Genomic DNA, 17,806 nt, shown 5'->3' with positions numbered 1-17,806 from the left:
CAGGACTTTCGCGAATCCCGTCGTAATGTCTGAATAGGAAAAAAATGTTATGGGGTGCAAATGGACGTATGCCGGTTTCGCTTCGGAGAGGAGGAGGGCGCCCATGGGCAAATTGAAAATTTTGATCGTGGACGACGAATATTTGGTCCGATACGGGCTTCGAACGACGATCGACTGGCCCCGGTACGGCTTCGAGCTGGTCGGGGAGGCGGAGGACGGCGAGACGGGGTTGGAGATGGCCGTCAAGCTGAACCCCGACATCATCATTACCGACATGAGCATGCCGTTTCTGGACGGGCTCGGCTTCATGGAGCGGCTTCGCTTGAACGGCATCGGCGCGAAAATCGTCGTGTTGAGCGGATACGACGATTTCCAATACGCGAAGGGGGCCATCACGTTCGGAGCCTCCGAATATATCGTGAAGCCGATCGAGAATGACAAATTTATCGCCGCCGTCACCAAAATTGCCGATACGATCCGCAAGGAAAGGCTGTCGGAGCAGATCGGCAAGCAAAAGCTGATCGGGGATCTCGTCGCGCTGCTGAAAAAGCTGCGCAATCGAAAAACGGCCGGTACGGTCAAGGTGGTCGAGGCGGCCAGCCGTTATATCGAAATGAATTACGACAGCGATTTATCGGTCAAGCGCATCGCCGACCATCTGTTCATCAGCCCGTCCTATTTGATGCACATCTTCAAAGAAAATACGTCCCGCACCGTAAACGATTACATTACGGAATGCCGGATCGAGAAGGCGAAAGAGCTGCTGAGAACGGGGAATTACAAAACGTATGAAGTGTGCGAACGGGTCGGCATCGGCGATCCGCGTTATTTCAGCCAGCTGTTCAAACGGTACACGAACATGACCCCGCGGGAGTACGTCAAGAGCTGCATGTACGATTGAATGGGGGAACGGCGCCTTGATTACGTTGGACAAAATGAACATACGCGGCCGCATCTTCTGGCTGCTGCTCGTCTGCTTCCTCATATCCTCGACGTCGATCTTCCAAACGTCACGAATCGCCGTGCAGCGAATCGTGGAAGATTTCATGTACAACTACGTGAAATTGAACCAGGAAAATATCGAATCGAGCCTCGATTTTTTGATCAACCGGGTTCATATGCTGTCCGTCCGCCTGCTGACCGAGAACGACGTCTACAATGTGCTGGGAGACCCCGGCATGACGGAGGACGGGAAGGCTTGGGCGCTGCGCACCGTCTTGGACGACATGATGATCGACGACAACATCGTCGGCGATGTCGTCGTCCTGACCAAGGACGGGACGCCGTACAATTACGACCAGGGCACCGTCGTCGATCTGCCCGACCGCTCGTATCTCCGCGAAATCGAGCTGTCCAAAACGCCCGTCTGGGGAATCACGAAAAAAGACATCGACGGAAACGCCTATATTTTGCTCGGAAGAAAGTACCAAAACTTTTTCACCGGTCAAGACTTGGGGTATTTGGTCATTTACATCCGGGAAAGAGCGATCCAGGACGTGTTGAAAAACATGATCGTGCAGGATCGCGGCTTCTCCTTCCTGATAACCGGCGATTCCTACATTTTGTCCTACCCGGATGCGGCCAAAATCGGGACGACGCTGTTCGACAAGCAGGCGTTGACGATGGAGCCGGGCGCCACTTTCAAAAAGGCCGAGTTCGACGGACGACCGTCGATTATCGCGAGCTACCCGCTGGGAGGCGGAATTCGCAGCTTGGGCATGGATTGGAACGTCGTCAGCGTTGTATCCGACGAGAAGCTGCTGGAAAACGTCAACAAAATCAAACAATATTCGATCGTGCTGCAAATCGCCGCATTGGGCTTGACGATTCTCATTTCGCTGTACGCCTCCAAAGGGATCATCCGCCCGATCAAAAGGCTGAACCGCCGGATCAACCAGTTTGCCGGCTCGGCCGACTTCATCGTTCCGTACCGGAACCGGAAAGACGAGCTGTGGGTGCTGGAAAACAGCTTCAACGACATGGTCGTCCGGATCGGCGAATTGATCGAGCGCAACAACGAGGAGAAAGACCGTCAGCGCGAAATGGAGCTAATCGCCCTGCAGGCGCAAATCAACCCGCATTTTTTGTACAATACGCTCGATGCGATCGGATGGCTCGCGAAAATCCACAACCAGAACGAGATCGAGAAGATGGTGATCGCTCTTGCCCACTTTTACCGGCTCAGTCTGCATAAAGGGGACAAATATATATCGGTGGAGGAAGAGATCGGAATCGTGCAAAGCTACGTGGCGATCGAGGCGATGCGGTTCCCGCAAAAATTCGAGGTGGAATACGACATCGCCCCGGACATTTTGCCTTTCAAGCTGCTGAAAATCGTGATCCAGCCGTTGATCGAAAACGCGATCAAGCACGGCATTAGCCAGAAGCGGGGGAAGGGAAGGATAACCGTGAAAGGGTACCGCCAAGGCGATAAGCTCCATTTCGAAGTGACGGACGACGGGGCCGGCTTCGATGTCGGCGAGCTGGACAACAAGGACAAGCCGCAATCGTACAAAGGGGGCGGATACGGCATCCGCAACGTGAACGAACGGATCCGGCTGGAGTACGGCGACGGCTACGGCGTCGACATCCGCAGCGAGATCGGGATCGGCACGACTTCACGCGTCACGGTCAAAACGGAAGTTCGCTCCTGATCCCGATTCCCGAGCGTCTGCGCTTCATTTGATCGCTTTCATTTTGACGTATAGCTGGCTCAACGGGCGGACGATGCTCGTTCGGAGCATCGCGGCGAGCAGTGCGGCGCCGATGCAGGAAAACAGCGCAAGCAGCACGACCGCCCCTTTCATGGCCGATAAATGGGAAATGGACTGCTTCAGCGGAATGGACGCGACGATTTTCGTATTGGAGTCCATAATCGTGTTGTACAAAATCAGCCGGCCGCCGTCAGCGGAAACGAACTTCCCTTCGCTGCCGGTCAATTGGCCGAGGTCGTCCGGGTCGAGGCTTTCCGCTTGGTCGCCGGGGGAGGAACGAATCAGGTTGTCGCCGTCCCGGAGCATGTACAGCCGGTTCTGAACGAAGATCGAATTGTCGGTTTGGAAAAAGCCGAACAGGCGGTTCGCGTCCAGATCGATCACCATGATGCCCGACACGGCGCCCCGATCGTCCGTCCATTTCAGCAAATAACTGAACGTTCCGTTCGCGCCATACCGGTAATTATAGTAGGACGACAAATGCTTGTACCTCGAGATCCACATCGACTTCGGTTCGGCAGACTCGATAAATCTCCGGATCGGCTCCTCCTGCCGCAGCTGTTCGAGCGAAGGCAAATTCGACATCCCGCTCAGCGAATAAATCGTCCCGTCCGTCTTGTACAGCGAAATGCCCCGAATATCCGTGTTCATGCCGTAAGCGAGACTGTCCAGCAGCGGAGATACCTCCGACGACACATGCGGCTTTTCGACCGCCCCGGCGACGTTCGGATTGTTGGCGATCATTTTCGCCGTTTCGCCGGTGTAATTCAAATACTGCGCCAGCAAATCGTTCGAGCTTTGAAAATAGTTCGTCGACACGGCGATAAATTCCGAAAGCACCGTCCGCTTCGCCCAATAGTAGGAGAAGAAGCCGATCGCGACCGTGAACGCCGAGACGCTTAGCAAGGTGATGAGCACGATTCTACGGGACAACCGCTTGAACATCCGTTTTCCCGCCTTTCTTTGAAATCGGTTGCATGTTCGCCATCATTATAACAGTTTATTGAACATTTTTGCAGGATTACCGCATTTTATCAAGGCGGGTGTAAGCGATATCATCATAACTAGCAACGTTGCGAAATCCGATTTCAAAAAGGGAGGCCGAAGATGTGACGAAGACATGGAAAGCGCTTGCCGCAAGCGCGGCCGTGACGCTCGCCGTTACCGCATGCTCGGGCGGAGGCGGTACCGACCCGGCGAACGGGGGCGGCGCCGGATCGACGGACGGCGGAGCCGCAGGGAAGAAGGAAGTAAAGGAAGTCGTGTTCAACAACGGCGACTGGCCCAAGCCGCAAGATAAAAAACTGCCGCAGTTCGAGGAATGGCAGAAGAAATTCGAATCGGAAAATCCGGGCGTCAAGATGAAAGCGGAAAATTACACGTACGACACGAACACGTTTTTGCCGAAAGCGGAAAGCGGGCAGCTGCCGAATTTGTTCGGCACTTGGTTCACGGAGCCGAAAAAAATCATCAACGCCGGATACGCCGCGGACATTACCGCGCAAATGAAAAACTACGGATACGACAAAGCGCTCAATCCGGCGATGCTGGAGCTGGTGAAGAAAGACGGGAAATTTTACGGCATCCCCACGAGCGGCTATTACATGGGCATGTGGTACAACGTCAACTTGTTCAAGCAAGCCGGCCTGCTGGACGAGAAGGGGATTCCGAAATATCCGCGGACTTACGAGGAATTGGCGCAAACGGCCAAAACGATCAAAGACAAGACGGGAAAAGCGGGCTTTTTCTTCCCGACGAAAAACAATCAGGGCGGCTGGCAATTCATGACGATCGCCTGGTCGTACGGCGCCGAATTCGAGAAGCAGGTCGACGGCAAATGGAAGGCCGTGTTCAACAGTCCGGAAGCGGTGCAGGCGCTGCAGTACATCAAAGATTTGAAATGGAAATACAACGTGCTCCCCGATAACATCCTGGTCGAGGTCAACGATATGTTCCGATTGTTCGGAACCGATCAAGTGGCGATGGCGTTCGGTTCGACGGACTGGATGAACACGCCGACGAACGATTACAAGATGAGCAAAGACAACCTGGCGATGTCGGCCGTACCGGCCGGACCGAAGGGTAGAATCGCTTTGACCGGCGGATCGCTCTACATGTTCTCGAACAACAGCACGCCGGAACAAATCGAAGCCGGCTTCAAATGGCTGAAGATCAAAGGCTTCTCTCCGGAGGTAAATGCGGACGCCCTGAAGGGGCTGGAAGAAACGCTGGCCGCCGACCAGAAGCTGAATCGGGTCGTCGGACCGCACGGGATGCTGGCTTGGATCAACAAGGAACGCGTCGATGCGGAAAACGCGATCCGGCAAAAGTATAAAACGGTCAATCTCGAGCTGTGGGACGACTATATGAAAAACGAGGGAGTAACGATTCGGCCGGAGGAGCCGGTCAACGCGCAGGAGCTGTACAAAACGCTCGATGCGGTCGTACAGGCGGTGTTGACCGACAAAAATGCCGATCCGAAAGCGCTGCTCGACAAGGCGGTCGCCGATTTCCAACGGGACTATTTGGACAAAGCGAAGTAATCGCCCACGTCCGTCTTGCGCAACCGGACCGACCGCGCGGATGGCGGCGAACCGCCGCCATCTCCCCATTCCACACGAAGGGCTGAATGACCATGTCGACGTCGGCAACGAAAGTATCCGGTGCGGGTACGGGAACGACCGCGGTCGCGAGCCGGAAAAGGCGCCTGCTTCAGGACGTCCCGTCCTGGCTGCTGATCGTGCCCAGCCTGCTGTTTTTCATCGTGTTTCATTGGCAGCCACTCGTTACCGGCTTTCTACTGTCGTTCTTTGAAACGAAAGGGTACAATGCCGTCCGCTTCAACGGCTTGCAAAACTATATCGATGTGATGAGCAACTCCGTCTTTCAACAGACGCTCGTGAACACGTTCCTCTACGTCATCTGGTCGCTTGCGATCGGATTTCTCGTCCCGATCGTCGTCGCGGTCATGATCAACGAAATGATGCACGGGCAATCGTTTTTCAAATTTGCCGTTTACTTTCCCGGCATGGTACCGGGGGTGGCCGGCGCTCTGCTGTGGATGTTCATGTTCGATCCCGGGCCGGGCGGGCTGCTCAACATGATGCTGGGCAAGCTCGGGCTTCCGATGTCGCAATGGCTGCAAAATTCCGACTTGACGATCCCGCTCATCATTTTGACGATGACGTGGAGATCGTTCGGCGGAACGGTCATTCTGTATTTGGCCAGTCTGCAGGGTGTGAACAACGAGCTGTACGAAGCGGCCGCCCTCGACGGGGCCGGCATTTGGAAGCGGATCCGGCATATTACGATTCCGCAAATTTCGCACATTATCGGCATTCTGCTCATCTTGCAGATGATCGGCGTCTTTCAAGTGCTTTACGAGCCGCTGACGATGACGGAGGGCGGTCCGAACAACGCTTCGATGTCGCTTATGCTGACGAGCTATCATTACGCGTTCCGCTACTTCGAGGCCGGAAGATCGCTGGCCGTCGGCGTCATTACGTTCATCATCCTGGCGGTCATGACGGCGATTTATTTCCGGATCAACAAAAAGTCGAACACGGATTAGAAGGTGACGAACATGCGTGCAAAAGAAACGGCGGGCATTATCGGCAAGCTCGATTATAAAAACCCCGGTATCAAGCTGCTTTATTGGTGCTTGTTCGCGGTCCTCATCGGCATATCGCTCGTCTGCCTGCTTCCTCCGCTCTGGATCTTGTCGTCCAGCGTGAAGGACATCAAGGAGTTTTTCGCGATTCCGCCCACGCTGTTCCCGCGCACGTTCGAATGGGGGAAGCTGTGGGACACTTGGCGGGAGCTGGACTTCACCCGGCTGTACGTCAATACGTTTATGCTGACGATCGGGAAAGTGCTGTTTTCCCTTCTGTTCAACGGCATCCTGGGCTACTTCTTGGCCGTGCTAAAGCCGGCGGGCAGCAAGCTGGTGTTCGTGCTCGTCCTATGGACGATGCTGCTGCCCAATACGCTCGGGATGGTGCCGATCTTCAAAAACATTATCGATTTCCCGGTATTCGGGGTCAATCTGACCAATACGTTTTGGCCGATGTGGATGATGGCCGGGGCGAACGCGTTTTATGTCATCATTTTCAAAGGATTTTTCGAAGGCATTCCGCAGGCGCTCATCGACGCGGCCAAGATGGACGGCGGGACGAGGCTCTCGATTTTTTTCCGCATCGTCGTGCCGCTCAGCAAGCCGGTCATTATGGCCGTCACCATATTCACGGTCAATGCGGCGTGGGCCGATTTCTTCTGGCCGTATATGGTGCTGAAGGACAAAAACATGTGGACCGTTATCGTGGCCATTTTCAATTTGAAAACCGCCGTTCCGCTCGACATGCAGTTCATCGCGCTGACGTTTGCCATTATCCCGCCCGCGCTTTTGTTCCTCTTTTTTCAACGATACATCATGCAAGGGTTCACGTTCAGCGGCATCCGAGGTTGACCGACAGGACGATATTTCCAATTCGGAAAGGGGAATGAACGATTATGGGCCGCACATCGAAATGGGCGTCGCTGCTGCTCGTCTTCGCCGTTATGTTCGCTTCCGCCAGCTTGATCGTAGCGCCGCCAAACCGGGCTTATGCCGATACGCCGACGAGGACGATCGCCATAGGCGGCTTCGAATCCGACGCCGAAGGCTGGAAGCTGTCGCTCGGCGCGGAGTTCCCGGGGGCGAAAGGCGAGCTTGTCCGGGATTCGGCCGCGCCTCACTCCGGAGCATATTCCGGAAAGCTGAGCGGAGATTTTCAAGGAGGGGGCAATTACGTATCCGCAAGCCGATCGATCGCCTCCCATGACGCGCAATCGCTTTCGTTTTGGGTCAAAACGTCGGACGTCGGCAGACTCGGGCTTCGGCTTATCGATTCGACCGGGCAGACGCACCAGCAGCGTGTCGCCTTGCAGCCGACCTCCGATTGGCAGCGCATCACGATTTCCAAGTTCAACGGCGGCACGCAATACAGCCATTGGGGCGGAGCGAACGACGGCGTCTGGCACGGTCCCGCCGGGCAAATCTCGTTCCTGCTCGACCGTTCCTCGTTGACCGGCGGCAAGCTGGCCGGCTCGGTGCAGTTTGACGACGTCGAACTGACCGTCCCGATGCCGGCGCTGGAAATCGAGCAGGTGAAGCTGGGGAACGTGTTCGAAGAAAACGAGCCGGTTTCGTTCCGGGTATTGACCTCGGGCGATTCGGTCACATCGAGCGTCTACGATTATTGGGGCAACCGGGTGGCGGAGCGTACGGATCCGGTGGAAGGAGGGTCTCGAACCGTCCTGCTTCCGGCGCTGAAGCCCGGATACTACACGGTGAGCATGAACGCTTCCCGAGCCGGAAGCCCGATCAAGCAAGCGGAAACGACGCTAGCCGTATTGCCGCCCTACGATTGGAGCCAAGCGCCCGATTCCCCGTTCGGCATGGCGACGCATTTCGGTCAAGCTTGGAGTCCGGAGCTCATTCCGCTTCTTCAGAAGGCCGGGGTCAAATCGATACGCGACGAGATGTATTGGGGGACCGTAGAGCCGCAAAAAGGGGTGTACACGTTCCCGGACAAACTCGAGCGATACATGAACGAGCTGCAATCGCACCGGATCAAGCCGTTTCTAATATTCAGCTACACCAACCCGCACTACGATCAGAACAGCACCCCCTATACGGATGAAGGGCGGCAAGGCTTCGCCCGCTACGGCAGAGCCGTCGTCCAGCATTACGGGAGCTCTCTCGATTGGGTCGAGGTGTACAACGAATTCAATATCGCGTTCGGCGACCGTGGCGACGGCCCGGCCGATTCGAAGCCCGAATACTACTTCAAGCTGTTGAAAGAAACGTATCAGACGATCAAAGCCCACGACCCGAACGTGACGGTCGTCGGAGCGGCTACGGCGGGCATTCCTTGGAGTTGGCTGGAGGAAGTGTTCCGGTTGGGCGGCCTGCCATACATGGATGCCGTTTCGATCCATCCGTACCGGTACCCCGGAGCGCCGGAAAGCTTGGCCGGCGATCTGGTCAACCTGCAGGAGCTGATCAAACGGTATAATAACGGGCAGCCGAAGCCGATCTGGATTTCGGAGATCGGTTGGCCGACCCAGCTCGACGCCAGAGGCGTCACCGAAAGCACGCAAGCCCGCTATACGGTAAGAAGCCACGTCATCGCCTTGTCGGAAGGCGTGGAGAAGCTGTTCTGGTACGATTTCATGAATGACGGCTTAACGGATACGCACAACGAGCATAACTTCGGCATCGTGCGCAATCCGGGGGACGCCAAAGGCAAATACGCGCCCAAGCCGGCTTATGTCGCTTATGCGACGATGACCCGACAGCTTACCGGTTCTTCCTTCGTGCACAAGGAACAAATCGGCGAGACGATCCGCAGCTACTTGTTCGGCGGCGCAAACGGCCATACCCGCGTTCTTTGGTCGACGGAGCCGAAGCAAGTGCGGGTGAAGACGGACGATCCGATTACGGTAACGGACCTGGTCGGCGTCGCGGATACGTTCCATCCGCTGCACGGCTACGTCTATTTGACCTTGACCGAATCGCCGATATACTTGCGCGGTTCCGTCACGAGCATCGAGGAGGGGAGCAAATTCTCCCTTACGAGCAGCCCGACGCCGGCCGGCATGCCGCTGTCGATCGGCTTGACCGCGGACAATACGGAGCCGCCTCGCGGACGGATCCAGGCGGCGCTGGACATGGAAGGACGTTCGTACCCCTTGGACGTCATGCCCGGCAAGACGGAAACCTTATCCGTCTCGCTGCCCGCCGTCGGCGCCCCTCAATCGAAAACAGCCACCGGTTATATCGTCTCGAAAGGAAAAAAAGTCGGCATGCTGCAAACGGAAATCCGAATCGTCGACCCCGTCAGGCTGCAAGTCAAGCATGTGCTGAAAAACGGCGTCGATACGGTAACCGTCAGCGTATACAACGATTTGAACGTCCCGTTCCGACTGGACCGCATCGATTGGAAAATCGGAAGCGCGTCGGGCGTGCTCGATGCCGACCAAGTCGTTCCCGCCGGCTCGGGAGTCGGCGTGGATGTGCCCGTCCCGGCCTTGCCGGCGAACCAAGCGTATCCGCTATCGTTGACGCTTCATTCCCCCGATGCGAATCCGGTCGCATATAGCGGGAAGCTCCGGTTGATCGGCCTTTCCGACATGAAGCCGTTCGCTCGGAAATCGATCGTAGTGGACGGCGGTCTCGACGATTTGTCGGGCGTTCCGTCTGTCTCCTTGACCGGCGAAGGCACGGTGAAGATCAAAGAATATGCCGGCGAGGCCGATTTGAGCGGTGAAATATGGGGCACTTCGGATGAACAGCACTTGTATTTGTCCGCCCGTATCCGCGACGACGTCTTCTCGCAGAACGATGCCGGCGACGGGATTTGGCAGGGCGACAGCATCCAGTTCGCCGTTTCGCCGGGCACGCCGGGCGAGAGCAGGGACTGGTACGAGTACGGGATCGCGTTGACCGGCAGCGGGCCGCAGCTGTACCGGTGGATTGCCGCGCAAGGGCTGCCGACGGGGCCGGTCGCGAATGCGCATCTCCGCATCGTTCGCGACGAGGCCGCGAAGGAAACGGTTTACGAGCTTGCGCTTCCGTGGACCGAACTGAAGCCGGCGCATATGAACGACGGCATGCTCGCGTTCTCGATTCTCGTCAACGACAACGACGGACAGGGACGCAAGGGATGGATCGAATGGGGGGCCGGCATCGGCGGCAGCAAGGATAACGGCTTGTTCAAGCCGATTCGACTCCTCCCGCAGCCTTGACATAATGCGGCGAAGGGAGCTCCGACGATGAGCGAATCGGGTTCGGGCAGAACGGCGCTTGTAACGGGAGGCGCCGTCGGAATAGGCAAAGGGATTGCGCTCGCGCTGGCATCGCGCGGCTACGATTTGGCGATCAGCCATTTCGCCGAGGACGCGCAATCCCGGGTATTGGCCGATACGGTTGCAAGCCGTTTCGGCCGGCGCTGCCGGGTGTACCAGAGCGATTTGACGGACGCGGAGGCGCCGGCTCTGCTTGTGGAGCGCGCCATACGGGAGATGGGAAGGCTGGACGTCCTGGTCAACAACGCCGGTTTGACGGCAATCGGAAGCGTGACGGAGTTGGACGCCGCCGAGCTCGATCATCTTGTCCATCTGAATTTCCGGGCGCCGCTTCTGGCCATACGGGCCGCGGCCAATCATATGATCGACCGCCGCATTCGCGGAAGCATCGTCAACATCACGTCGACGCGGGCCGAACGGGCCTATCCCGGCGATTCGCTTTACGGCGCCACCAAAGCGGCTTTGACCCGGGCTTCCCAGTCGGCCGCCCTCGATTTGGCTCCATACGGGATCCGCGTCAATTGCGTTGCGCCGGGCGCCATCGCTTCGAGAGAAGGGGCGGGTGCCGAGAAGCATTACGAAGCGTTGGGCCGGAAAATCCCGCTGAGCCGAACGGGCACGACCGCGGATATCGGCGAGGCCGTCGCCTGGCTGGTCTCCGAGCAGGCGTCCTATGTGACGGGGACGACTTTGAAAGTGGACGGGGGGTTAATCCTTCCCGGCATGCCCGAAGACGTCAGCCCGGAAGCGGGATACGGCTGGGGGAAGCCTCCCGCGGAACTTGATCGGAAGGGGAAGCATCCATGAAGTCGATAACGATACGCGATGTGAGGACGATTCTTACGGCGCCCGAAGGCATCAATTTGGTCGTGGTGAAGGTCGAGACGTCGGAGCCGGGCCTGTACGGAATTGGCTGCGCAACGTTTACGCAGCGATATTTGACGGTGGCGAACGCGGTCGAGCATTATTTGAAGCCGTTTCTGATCGGGAAGGACCCCCGCCGCATCGAAGACATTTGGCAAACGGCGATGGTGAGCTCGTATTGGCGCAACGGTCCCGTGCTGAACAACGCCTTGTCGGGCGTCGATATGGCGCTTTGGGACATCAAGGGGAAGATGGCCGGCATGCCGCTGTATGAGCTGCTCGGCGGAAAATGCCGTGAAGCGGCCGCCGTTTACCGGCACGCCGACGGCAAAGACGAGCGGGAAGTGGAGGAAAACGTCAGAAAATGGATGGAGGAAGGCGTCCGCTATATCCGATGCCAGATGGGAGGGTACGGCGGCCGCGGGCATACCGTCCGTTCCCCCGACAACGCGCTACCCGGCGCCTATTACGACCCCGACGCCTACGCCCGAAGCGTCCCCCGGATGTTCGAGCATATCCGCCGTGCGATCGGGGACGAGGTCGAGCTGCTGCACGATATCCACGAGCGGGTGCAGCCGATCGAAGCGGTCCGGCTGGCCAAGCGGCTCGAGCCTTGCCGGCTGTTTTTCCTCGAAGACCCGCTGCCTCCGGAGCAGCTCGACTGGTTCGGCATGATCCGCCGGCAAAGCGCCACTCCGCTCGCGATCGGGGAGCTGTTCACGCATCCGCGGGAATGGACGCCGCTGATCGCCGGATCGCTCATCGATTACATTCGCGTCCATCTGAGCGCCATCGGCGGGCTGACCCCCGCCCGGAAGCTGGCGGCGTTCTGCGAATCGTTCGGGGTGCGGACGGCATGGCACGGCCCCGGCGACGTGTCGCCGGTCGGGCATGCCGCGAATCTGCATTTGGATCTCTGTACGCCGAACTTCGGCATTCAGGAGTGGTACGGCTTCTCCGATACGATCCGGGAGGTGTTTCCCGGCTGCCCGGAGCTGAGAGACGGATACGCGTATCCGAACGATAGCCCCGGCTTGGGCATCGATGTGGACGAATCGCTCGCCGCCCGATTTCCTTGCGTCAACCGTCTTCCCGAATGGACGCTCGCCCGTACGCCGGACGGCAGCTGGGCTCGACCGTAAACCGGATGTTGAGAAAGCCGGCCGTCTCTCATAAAGCTTTTGGGACTTTCCCAACAAGCCAAGGCAGCAAGCCCGCGAATGCGGCGGGCTTGCTGCCTCTTTATTTTCATCAAGCGGCCCGACTACCGTTTGGTCGCATGACGCATCAAATAGCGCACGAACGCGTCGTCGCGCGCGAGCCATGCGGCGTAGTGCCGTTTCATATGCCGCTCGGCATCCTCGAACGATTCGAACGACTGCTCCAGCGTTTCCCCGTTCGCATCGATATGCCACCGGTTGTCCACCGGGAACAGAAACAGGTCGTCTCCGCGACGATTCTCATACAACACGCCGAACTTCGAGCCTTTGGCGTTGTACTCGTTGCGGACAGCATCGGGACGCAGCGGCTCGATGAAGAACGGCTCGGTTGCATATAGCCGGAACGCCTTCTCGGTCATCGGGCAGCCCGCCGCTTTCGCATGGCCGCCGCCGCCGAACGTCGCCGCGATGTCCGACACGTCCACATGGTCGTGAATCGTTCGCAAGCTGAGCTTTTTCCCGCCTACGTTCAAGATCGCGATGTAGTCGAGATGCGGATAGCTTCTTCCGAGCTCATGCGACAGCTCCGAATGGTACGACTCCGCATAAACGATGCCGACGCAATGCTCGTCTACAAACGTCTGCACGAGCTCTCTCTTTTTCCGGCGGACGTAACGCTCGATCTTGCTTTCCTCCACCTCGAGCAGCTTTTCCTCGAAATCGGTAAACGCAAACGACGGTTGCTGCCGCAGCCGTTCGACCATCCGCTCCTCGAAGTCGTCGAGCGACATCAAAAAAAACAAATCGTTCAGACGTTTGGCCTGCACGTTATCGTGCTTTTCCCATTCCCAAGTGTCGTACAGCCGAACCAGCTCCACGAATTCGGCGAGCGCCGGGGTCGGCTTCAACATCCGGTGCTGCACCAAATATTCGTAAAAGAGCGAGGTGGCGGACGCCAAGCTGCCGTCGTCGTAGTCGACCTGTACCGTCGCCCAAGGATGGCGGTTCAAATGGAGCGACGTCTTATGGTGATCGAGCAGCCGCACCTTGCCCCCTTCGAGCACATGCCGATCGAGTCTTTGGGCGTTCTCCTCGGAAACGGACAAGTCCGTAACGAACAGCAGCTCGTCTTTTTTCGGTTTGTCGCGGATCGCCTCCACATATCGCTCCACCTGCGGATTCAGACTTTGCACGGAATGGTAACGAACCTCGATCTGCTCCCCGAACGCGCAGCGCGCCACGATCCCGCAGCCGACGCCGTCCAGATCGTTATGCGTAAAGAGATGATGCATGGCGTCCCGGTCCTTTCCTTGAAATGGCATACGTAAGGAATAGAGTTCCCCGCGATCGCTCCGGTTCATTCCTTGCTTGTATCCATTTCGACCGTTGACTTCAAGTCAACGAGTGATATAATGAGTGTAACCGTTGACTTGAAGTCAACGTCAATGTCCGAACGAGGTGATGCATGTGCCCAGAAAGATTGACGATTCCGAATATATCCAACCCTACGACGTCAAGGAACACAAGTTTATGACGATGGAAGAGGAGAAGCGCGAGCGTGTGATCGAGTCGGCGCTGAAGGAGTTTGCCAAAGGGTATGCGGCGGCGAATACGGATGTCATCGTAAAAGAATCCGGCATTTCCAAAGGACTGATCTTTCATTACTTCGGTTCCAAGAGAGGACTGTTCCTGTTCCTCGTCAAGTATGCCTCGGACTTGATCATGACCGAATATGAGACATACATTTCGGAAAGCCGCGACTTCCTGGACAATATCCGAATCGTATCCAAACAAAAGGCGGATCTGTCCGTTCGCTCCCCGCTTCTGTTCGGGTTTCTGGTGAAGGCGCAGTTCGCCATGAAGGAAGTGTTTCCGGGGGGGCCGCCGGACGATGTGCCGAGTTCCCCGCTTATAGGGATCGAGCAGGTTTGTCGAAAATCCAATAATGACAAGGCGTTGTTCAAGGAAGGGATTGAACGGGAAAAAGCTTTGAACATCATCATGTGGACGATCAACGGGTTCATCGACAGCCTGTTCCGGCATGGCGACGATCTCGAGGAATTCCGGGCTCAATACGACGATCGGGCTAACGAGCTGGAGGCGTACCTGCAAATGCTTCGCCAAATTTTGTACCGCTAACCGGGAGGAATGAAGATGTTGATCGATATGGCCAACGTAAAAAAGAGCTATGCGACGGGCACGGTCATAACCGAGGTTTTGAAAGGGATCGGGATGAAGCTCGACAAGGGCGAAATCGGCGTCATCCTCGGTCCGTCCGGTTCCGGCAAGTCCACGCTGATGAACATTCTGGGGGGCATCGACCGCGCCGACAGCGGGCGGGTTTTCGTCGACGGGATCGAGCTCGGCCGTCTGAACGACGACCAGCTGACCGAGTACCGACGCCACGATATCGGGTTCGTCTTCCAGTTCTACAACCTGGTTCCCAATCTGACCGCCGTGGAAAACGTAGAGGTGGTATCCAACATCGGCAAGTCGCCTCTGGATACGGACGAAGTGTTGGCAGCCGTAGGCATGAAGGACAAAAAGCACCGCTTCCCGAGGGAGCTCTCCGGCGGCGAGCAGCAGAGAGTTTCCATAGCGCGAGCAATCGTCAAAAATCCGAAGCTGCTGTTGTGCGACGAGCCGACCGGCGCGCTCGACTTCCATACGTCGCGCAGCATCCTGCAGCTGCTGCAGCGGGTGAACCGGACATACGGCACGACGATCTTGATGATCACCCACAATGCCGCCATAGCCGCCATGGCGAACCGGGTATTCAAGGTGCGCAGCGGGGAAATCGCGGACCAATCGGTGAATCCGAACCCCGTACCGGCGGAAAGGATTGAATGGTAATGGTGATCGACAAACGAATCAAGAGGGTATTCCTGGAGAACAAAGCCCCTTACATCGGCTCCATGCTGCTGATCGCTCTCAGCTGCTTTCTGTTTACATGCTTGGTGGCGATGGGCGGCAACTTGAGTCGGCTGACGTACCAATTCGAAACGAAATACGCCCAGGAAGACGCCTCCTTTACAACGGTCCGGAGCATCGGCCGGCTGGAGGAGCTGGAGGCGGCGGCTGACGCAAGGATCGAAGAAGGGCGAATGTTCGACTACACGCTGTCGGAAGGGATCACGCTGCGCCTTTTCAGCAAGAACGACCGCATCAATCTTCCTGCCGTCCTCGAGGGGAAGCCGCTCGGCGGCAAGGGCGACATTTTGCTCAACCCGGCCTTTGCCGCCGCTCATGAAGTGAAGATCGGCGATGTGCTGAAGATCGCGGATCGATCGTTTACGGTTGCCGGTCTGATGGCGCTGCCCAACTACATTTATCCGCTGCGATCGGAAACGGATATCCTGCCGCAGCTGGGATTCGGCATAGCCGTCATCGGCAAGGAGGATTTCGCTTCGCTGTGGGAAGGAAACCGTTTCTACTCGATCAAATTCAATCCTTCCGAAATTAACCCCCGCGCCCGGTCTGCGGCATTCATCGAGCTGTTGAGGAGCCGCGGCATCGAGGTCGTGCAATGGACGGATATCGACGGCAACAACAGGGTCCGAGCCGTGACGAACAAGCTCGCTTCCATCGATTCGATGGGCCGGGTCGTACCGACCGCGATTTTGCTGTTGGCCTCCATATTGATCGGCAACATTCTGGGACGGATGATCAAGCGCGAATCCGCGATCGCAGGCGCCTTGTACGCGTTAGGTTACACAAAAAAGGAAATTTACCGCCACTATCTGCGATTCCCGTTTGCGATCGCCGCAATGGGGGGGATCCTCGGAACGGCGCTCGGTCTCTTGACCGTACGTCCCGGGCTGCTGGTCATGCTCGATTCCTTCGACATCCCGCTGACCGGAATCGATTACAACCCGCTCGTCATCATCCTAAGCCTGCTTCTGCCCGTCGCATTGCTCGGATCGAGCGGCTGGTTCGTGATCCGGAAGCAGCTCGAGCGTCCGCCCGTCGAGCTGATGAAGGGCGATCGGGACAAGAGCAAGGTCCATGGTCTGGAGCGGATGTTCAAGCTCGACAGCCTCAAGTTCGCCGCCAAATTCCAAATCAGGGAACAGCTTCGCAGCCTGTCCCGGTTAACTCTGCTGCTGGCCGGCGTCGCCGCGGCGACCTTGCTGCTGCTCTTCGGCTTCTTCCTGAAGAGCGGCATGGATTATTTTCTTACGGCCGAGCTGAAGAACGCATCCAACTTCAAGTACGAGTATTTGTTCAAAAGCTTGCGCACCGGGCCGACGCCGGCAGGCTCCGAGCCATATGCGGTATCGAGCTTTACGGCCAAAGGCGACGACAGCCGGGCTTTCAACGTCATCGGCGTCTTGCCGGACTCCGCCATGCTGAACGTCGAGGACGCAACCGGCGCCAAACTCTGGATCGATCGGGTCCTGATCACGAAGCCGATCGCCGAGCGGCTGAAGGTCAAGCCGGGGGATACGATCACGGTCATTCGGAAAGCGGACTATCGGCCGTTTTCGCTCCGGGTAGGGGGCATCGCGGATTCGTACAACAAGTCCATCCTGATGCCGCTTGAGGAGTATAACGAGACGTTCGGAATGCCGAAAGGAAGCTACTCGGCGCTCTTCAGCAAAGCTCGGCTGGATCTCCCGGACGACGAGCTGATCAGCGCGCTGTCTCTGGACGACAAGATCGACGCGGTTCGGGAGTCGATGGCGCCTTTGACGTCGATGGTCGTTTTCGTATCGGCCGTTGCGTTTATGATCGCGGTCATGATCATTTATGTCGTCACCTCCATGATGATTGAAGAAAATAAGAGTACGATTTCCCTGTTAAAAATATTCGGTTACCGAAAGCGTGAGATCAATTCCTTGATTCTCAACAGCTCGACGTTTGTCGTCGCGATCGGGTACATCGTTGGAATACCGATCAGCTTTGCGGCGATGGGGGGATTGATGCAAACGCTCGAAAACAGCGCTCCTTTCGCCATGCCCGTAAAAATCGATCCGCTTTACATCGGCGTCGGGTTCGCAGCGGTCATGCTTTCCTATGAGCTGTCGAAGCTGCTTTGCAAGCGAAAGGTCAACGCCGTTTCCATGAGCGAAGCTTTAAAAGCGGGAACGGAATCCTAACGGTTTGGAGCCGATGGGCATCCTACCGATTGTGGATGGCTTTGCCGTCAGACCGTTGAAAATGCTGTTGACATGACACTGAATGGTGTCTTATTATTAAATAGTCACCAAATGGTGTCCA

13 protein-coding genes are annotated in these 17,806 nt (G+C 57.1%); 11 read left to right on the top strand and 2 right to left on the bottom strand.

The annotated features are described in order from the left end of the window. The first annotated feature begins 103 nt into the window (after positions 1–103). Complete coding sequence (locus DLM86_RS07425) at positions 104–901, top strand: response regulator transcription factor (RefSeq protein WP_158289374.1); 798 nt, start codon at positions 104–106, stop codon at positions 899–901. Positions 902–917: 16 nt separating this feature from the next. Continuing rightward, positions 918–2,654, top strand: coding sequence for a sensor histidine kinase (locus DLM86_RS07420; RefSeq protein ID WP_110839355.1), 1,737 nt, complete (start codon positions 918–920; stop codon positions 2,652–2,654). Between the two features lie 24 nt (positions 2,655–2,678). Here DLM86_RS07420 and DLM86_RS07415 read toward each other — a convergent pair whose 3' ends face one another. After that, positions 2,679–3,659, bottom strand: coding sequence for a cache domain-containing protein (locus DLM86_RS07415; protein ID WP_110839354.1), 981 nt, complete (start codon positions 3,657–3,659; stop codon positions 2,679–2,681). Positions 3,660–3,823: 164 nt separating this feature from the next. Here DLM86_RS07415 and DLM86_RS07410 point away from each other — a divergent pair, with 164 nt between their 5' ends. The 6 genes from DLM86_RS07410 (at position 3,824) to DLM86_RS07385 (ending at position 12,568) form a co-directional block, all read left to right on the top strand. Continuing rightward, positions 3,824–5,257, top strand: coding sequence for an ABC transporter substrate-binding protein (locus tag DLM86_RS07410; RefSeq protein WP_110839353.1), 1,434 nt, complete (start codon positions 3,824–3,826; stop codon positions 5,255–5,257). A 92-nt stretch (positions 5,258–5,349) separates the two neighbouring features. Beyond that, on the top strand, positions 5,350–6,285 hold the full coding sequence (locus DLM86_RS07405) for a carbohydrate ABC transporter permease (protein ID WP_110839756.1): 936 nt from the start codon (positions 5,350–5,352) through the stop codon (positions 6,283–6,285). A gap of 12 nt (positions 6,286–6,297) precedes the next feature. Further along, positions 6,298–7,179, top strand: a complete 882-nt coding sequence (locus DLM86_RS07400; RefSeq protein WP_110839352.1) for a carbohydrate ABC transporter permease — start codon at positions 6,298–6,300, stop codon at positions 7,177–7,179. A 44-nt stretch (positions 7,180–7,223) separates the two neighbouring features. Further along, a complete protein-coding gene (locus tag DLM86_RS07395) occupies positions 7,224–10,502 on the top strand; it encodes a sugar-binding protein (protein WP_110839351.1) in 3,279 nt (1,092 codons plus the stop codon). A gap of 27 nt (positions 10,503–10,529) precedes the next feature. Beyond that, the gene (locus DLM86_RS07390) at positions 10,530–11,369 is read left to right on the top strand and encodes an SDR family NAD(P)-dependent oxidoreductase (RefSeq protein ID WP_110839350.1); all 840 of its coding nucleotides are present in this window, start codon (positions 10,530–10,532) and stop codon (positions 11,367–11,369) included. Continuing rightward, positions 11,366–12,568, top strand: a complete 1,203-nt coding sequence (locus DLM86_RS07385) for an enolase C-terminal domain-like protein (protein WP_110839349.1) — start codon at positions 11,366–11,368, stop codon at positions 12,566–12,568. Before DLM86_RS07390 ends, DLM86_RS07385 begins: the two co-directional genes overlap by 4 nt. 122 nt (positions 12,569–12,690) lie before the next feature. Here DLM86_RS07385 and DLM86_RS07380 read toward each other — a convergent pair whose 3' ends face one another. Continuing rightward, a complete protein-coding gene (locus DLM86_RS07380) occupies positions 12,691–13,878 on the bottom strand; it encodes a DHH family phosphoesterase (protein WP_110839348.1) in 1,188 nt (395 codons plus the stop codon). Positions 13,879–14,053: 175 nt separating this feature from the next. On the opposite strand from DLM86_RS07380, the gene DLM86_RS07375 reads away from it, so the two are divergent. Genes DLM86_RS07375 through DLM86_RS07365 form a run of 3 tightly spaced genes read left to right on the top strand, consistent with a single transcriptional unit; the run spans position 14,054 to position 17,685 of the window. Further along, a complete protein-coding gene (locus DLM86_RS07375) occupies positions 14,054–14,725 on the top strand; it encodes a TetR/AcrR family transcriptional regulator (protein WP_158289373.1) in 672 nt (223 codons plus the stop codon). A 15-nt stretch (positions 14,726–14,740) separates the two neighbouring features. Then, complete coding sequence (locus tag DLM86_RS07370; RefSeq protein WP_110839346.1) at positions 14,741–15,439, top strand: ABC transporter ATP-binding protein; 699 nt, start codon at positions 14,741–14,743, stop codon at positions 15,437–15,439. Continuing rightward, positions 15,433–17,685, top strand: coding sequence for an ABC transporter permease (locus DLM86_RS07365; protein ID WP_110839345.1), 2,253 nt, complete (start codon positions 15,433–15,435; stop codon positions 17,683–17,685). Before DLM86_RS07370 ends, DLM86_RS07365 begins: the two co-directional genes overlap by 7 nt. The last annotated feature ends 121 nt before the right edge of the window (positions 17,686–17,806 follow it).

The sequence above is a fragment of the Paenibacillus flagellatus genome (assembly GCF_003217775.1).
In the GTDB taxonomy this organism is placed as follows: domain Bacteria; phylum Bacillota; class Bacilli; order Paenibacillales; family NBRC-103111; genus Paenibacillus_AB; species Paenibacillus_AB flagellatus.
The sequence above is the reverse complement of the archived record's forward strand: the minus strand, read 5'-3'. Positions and strand labels throughout refer to the sequence as shown.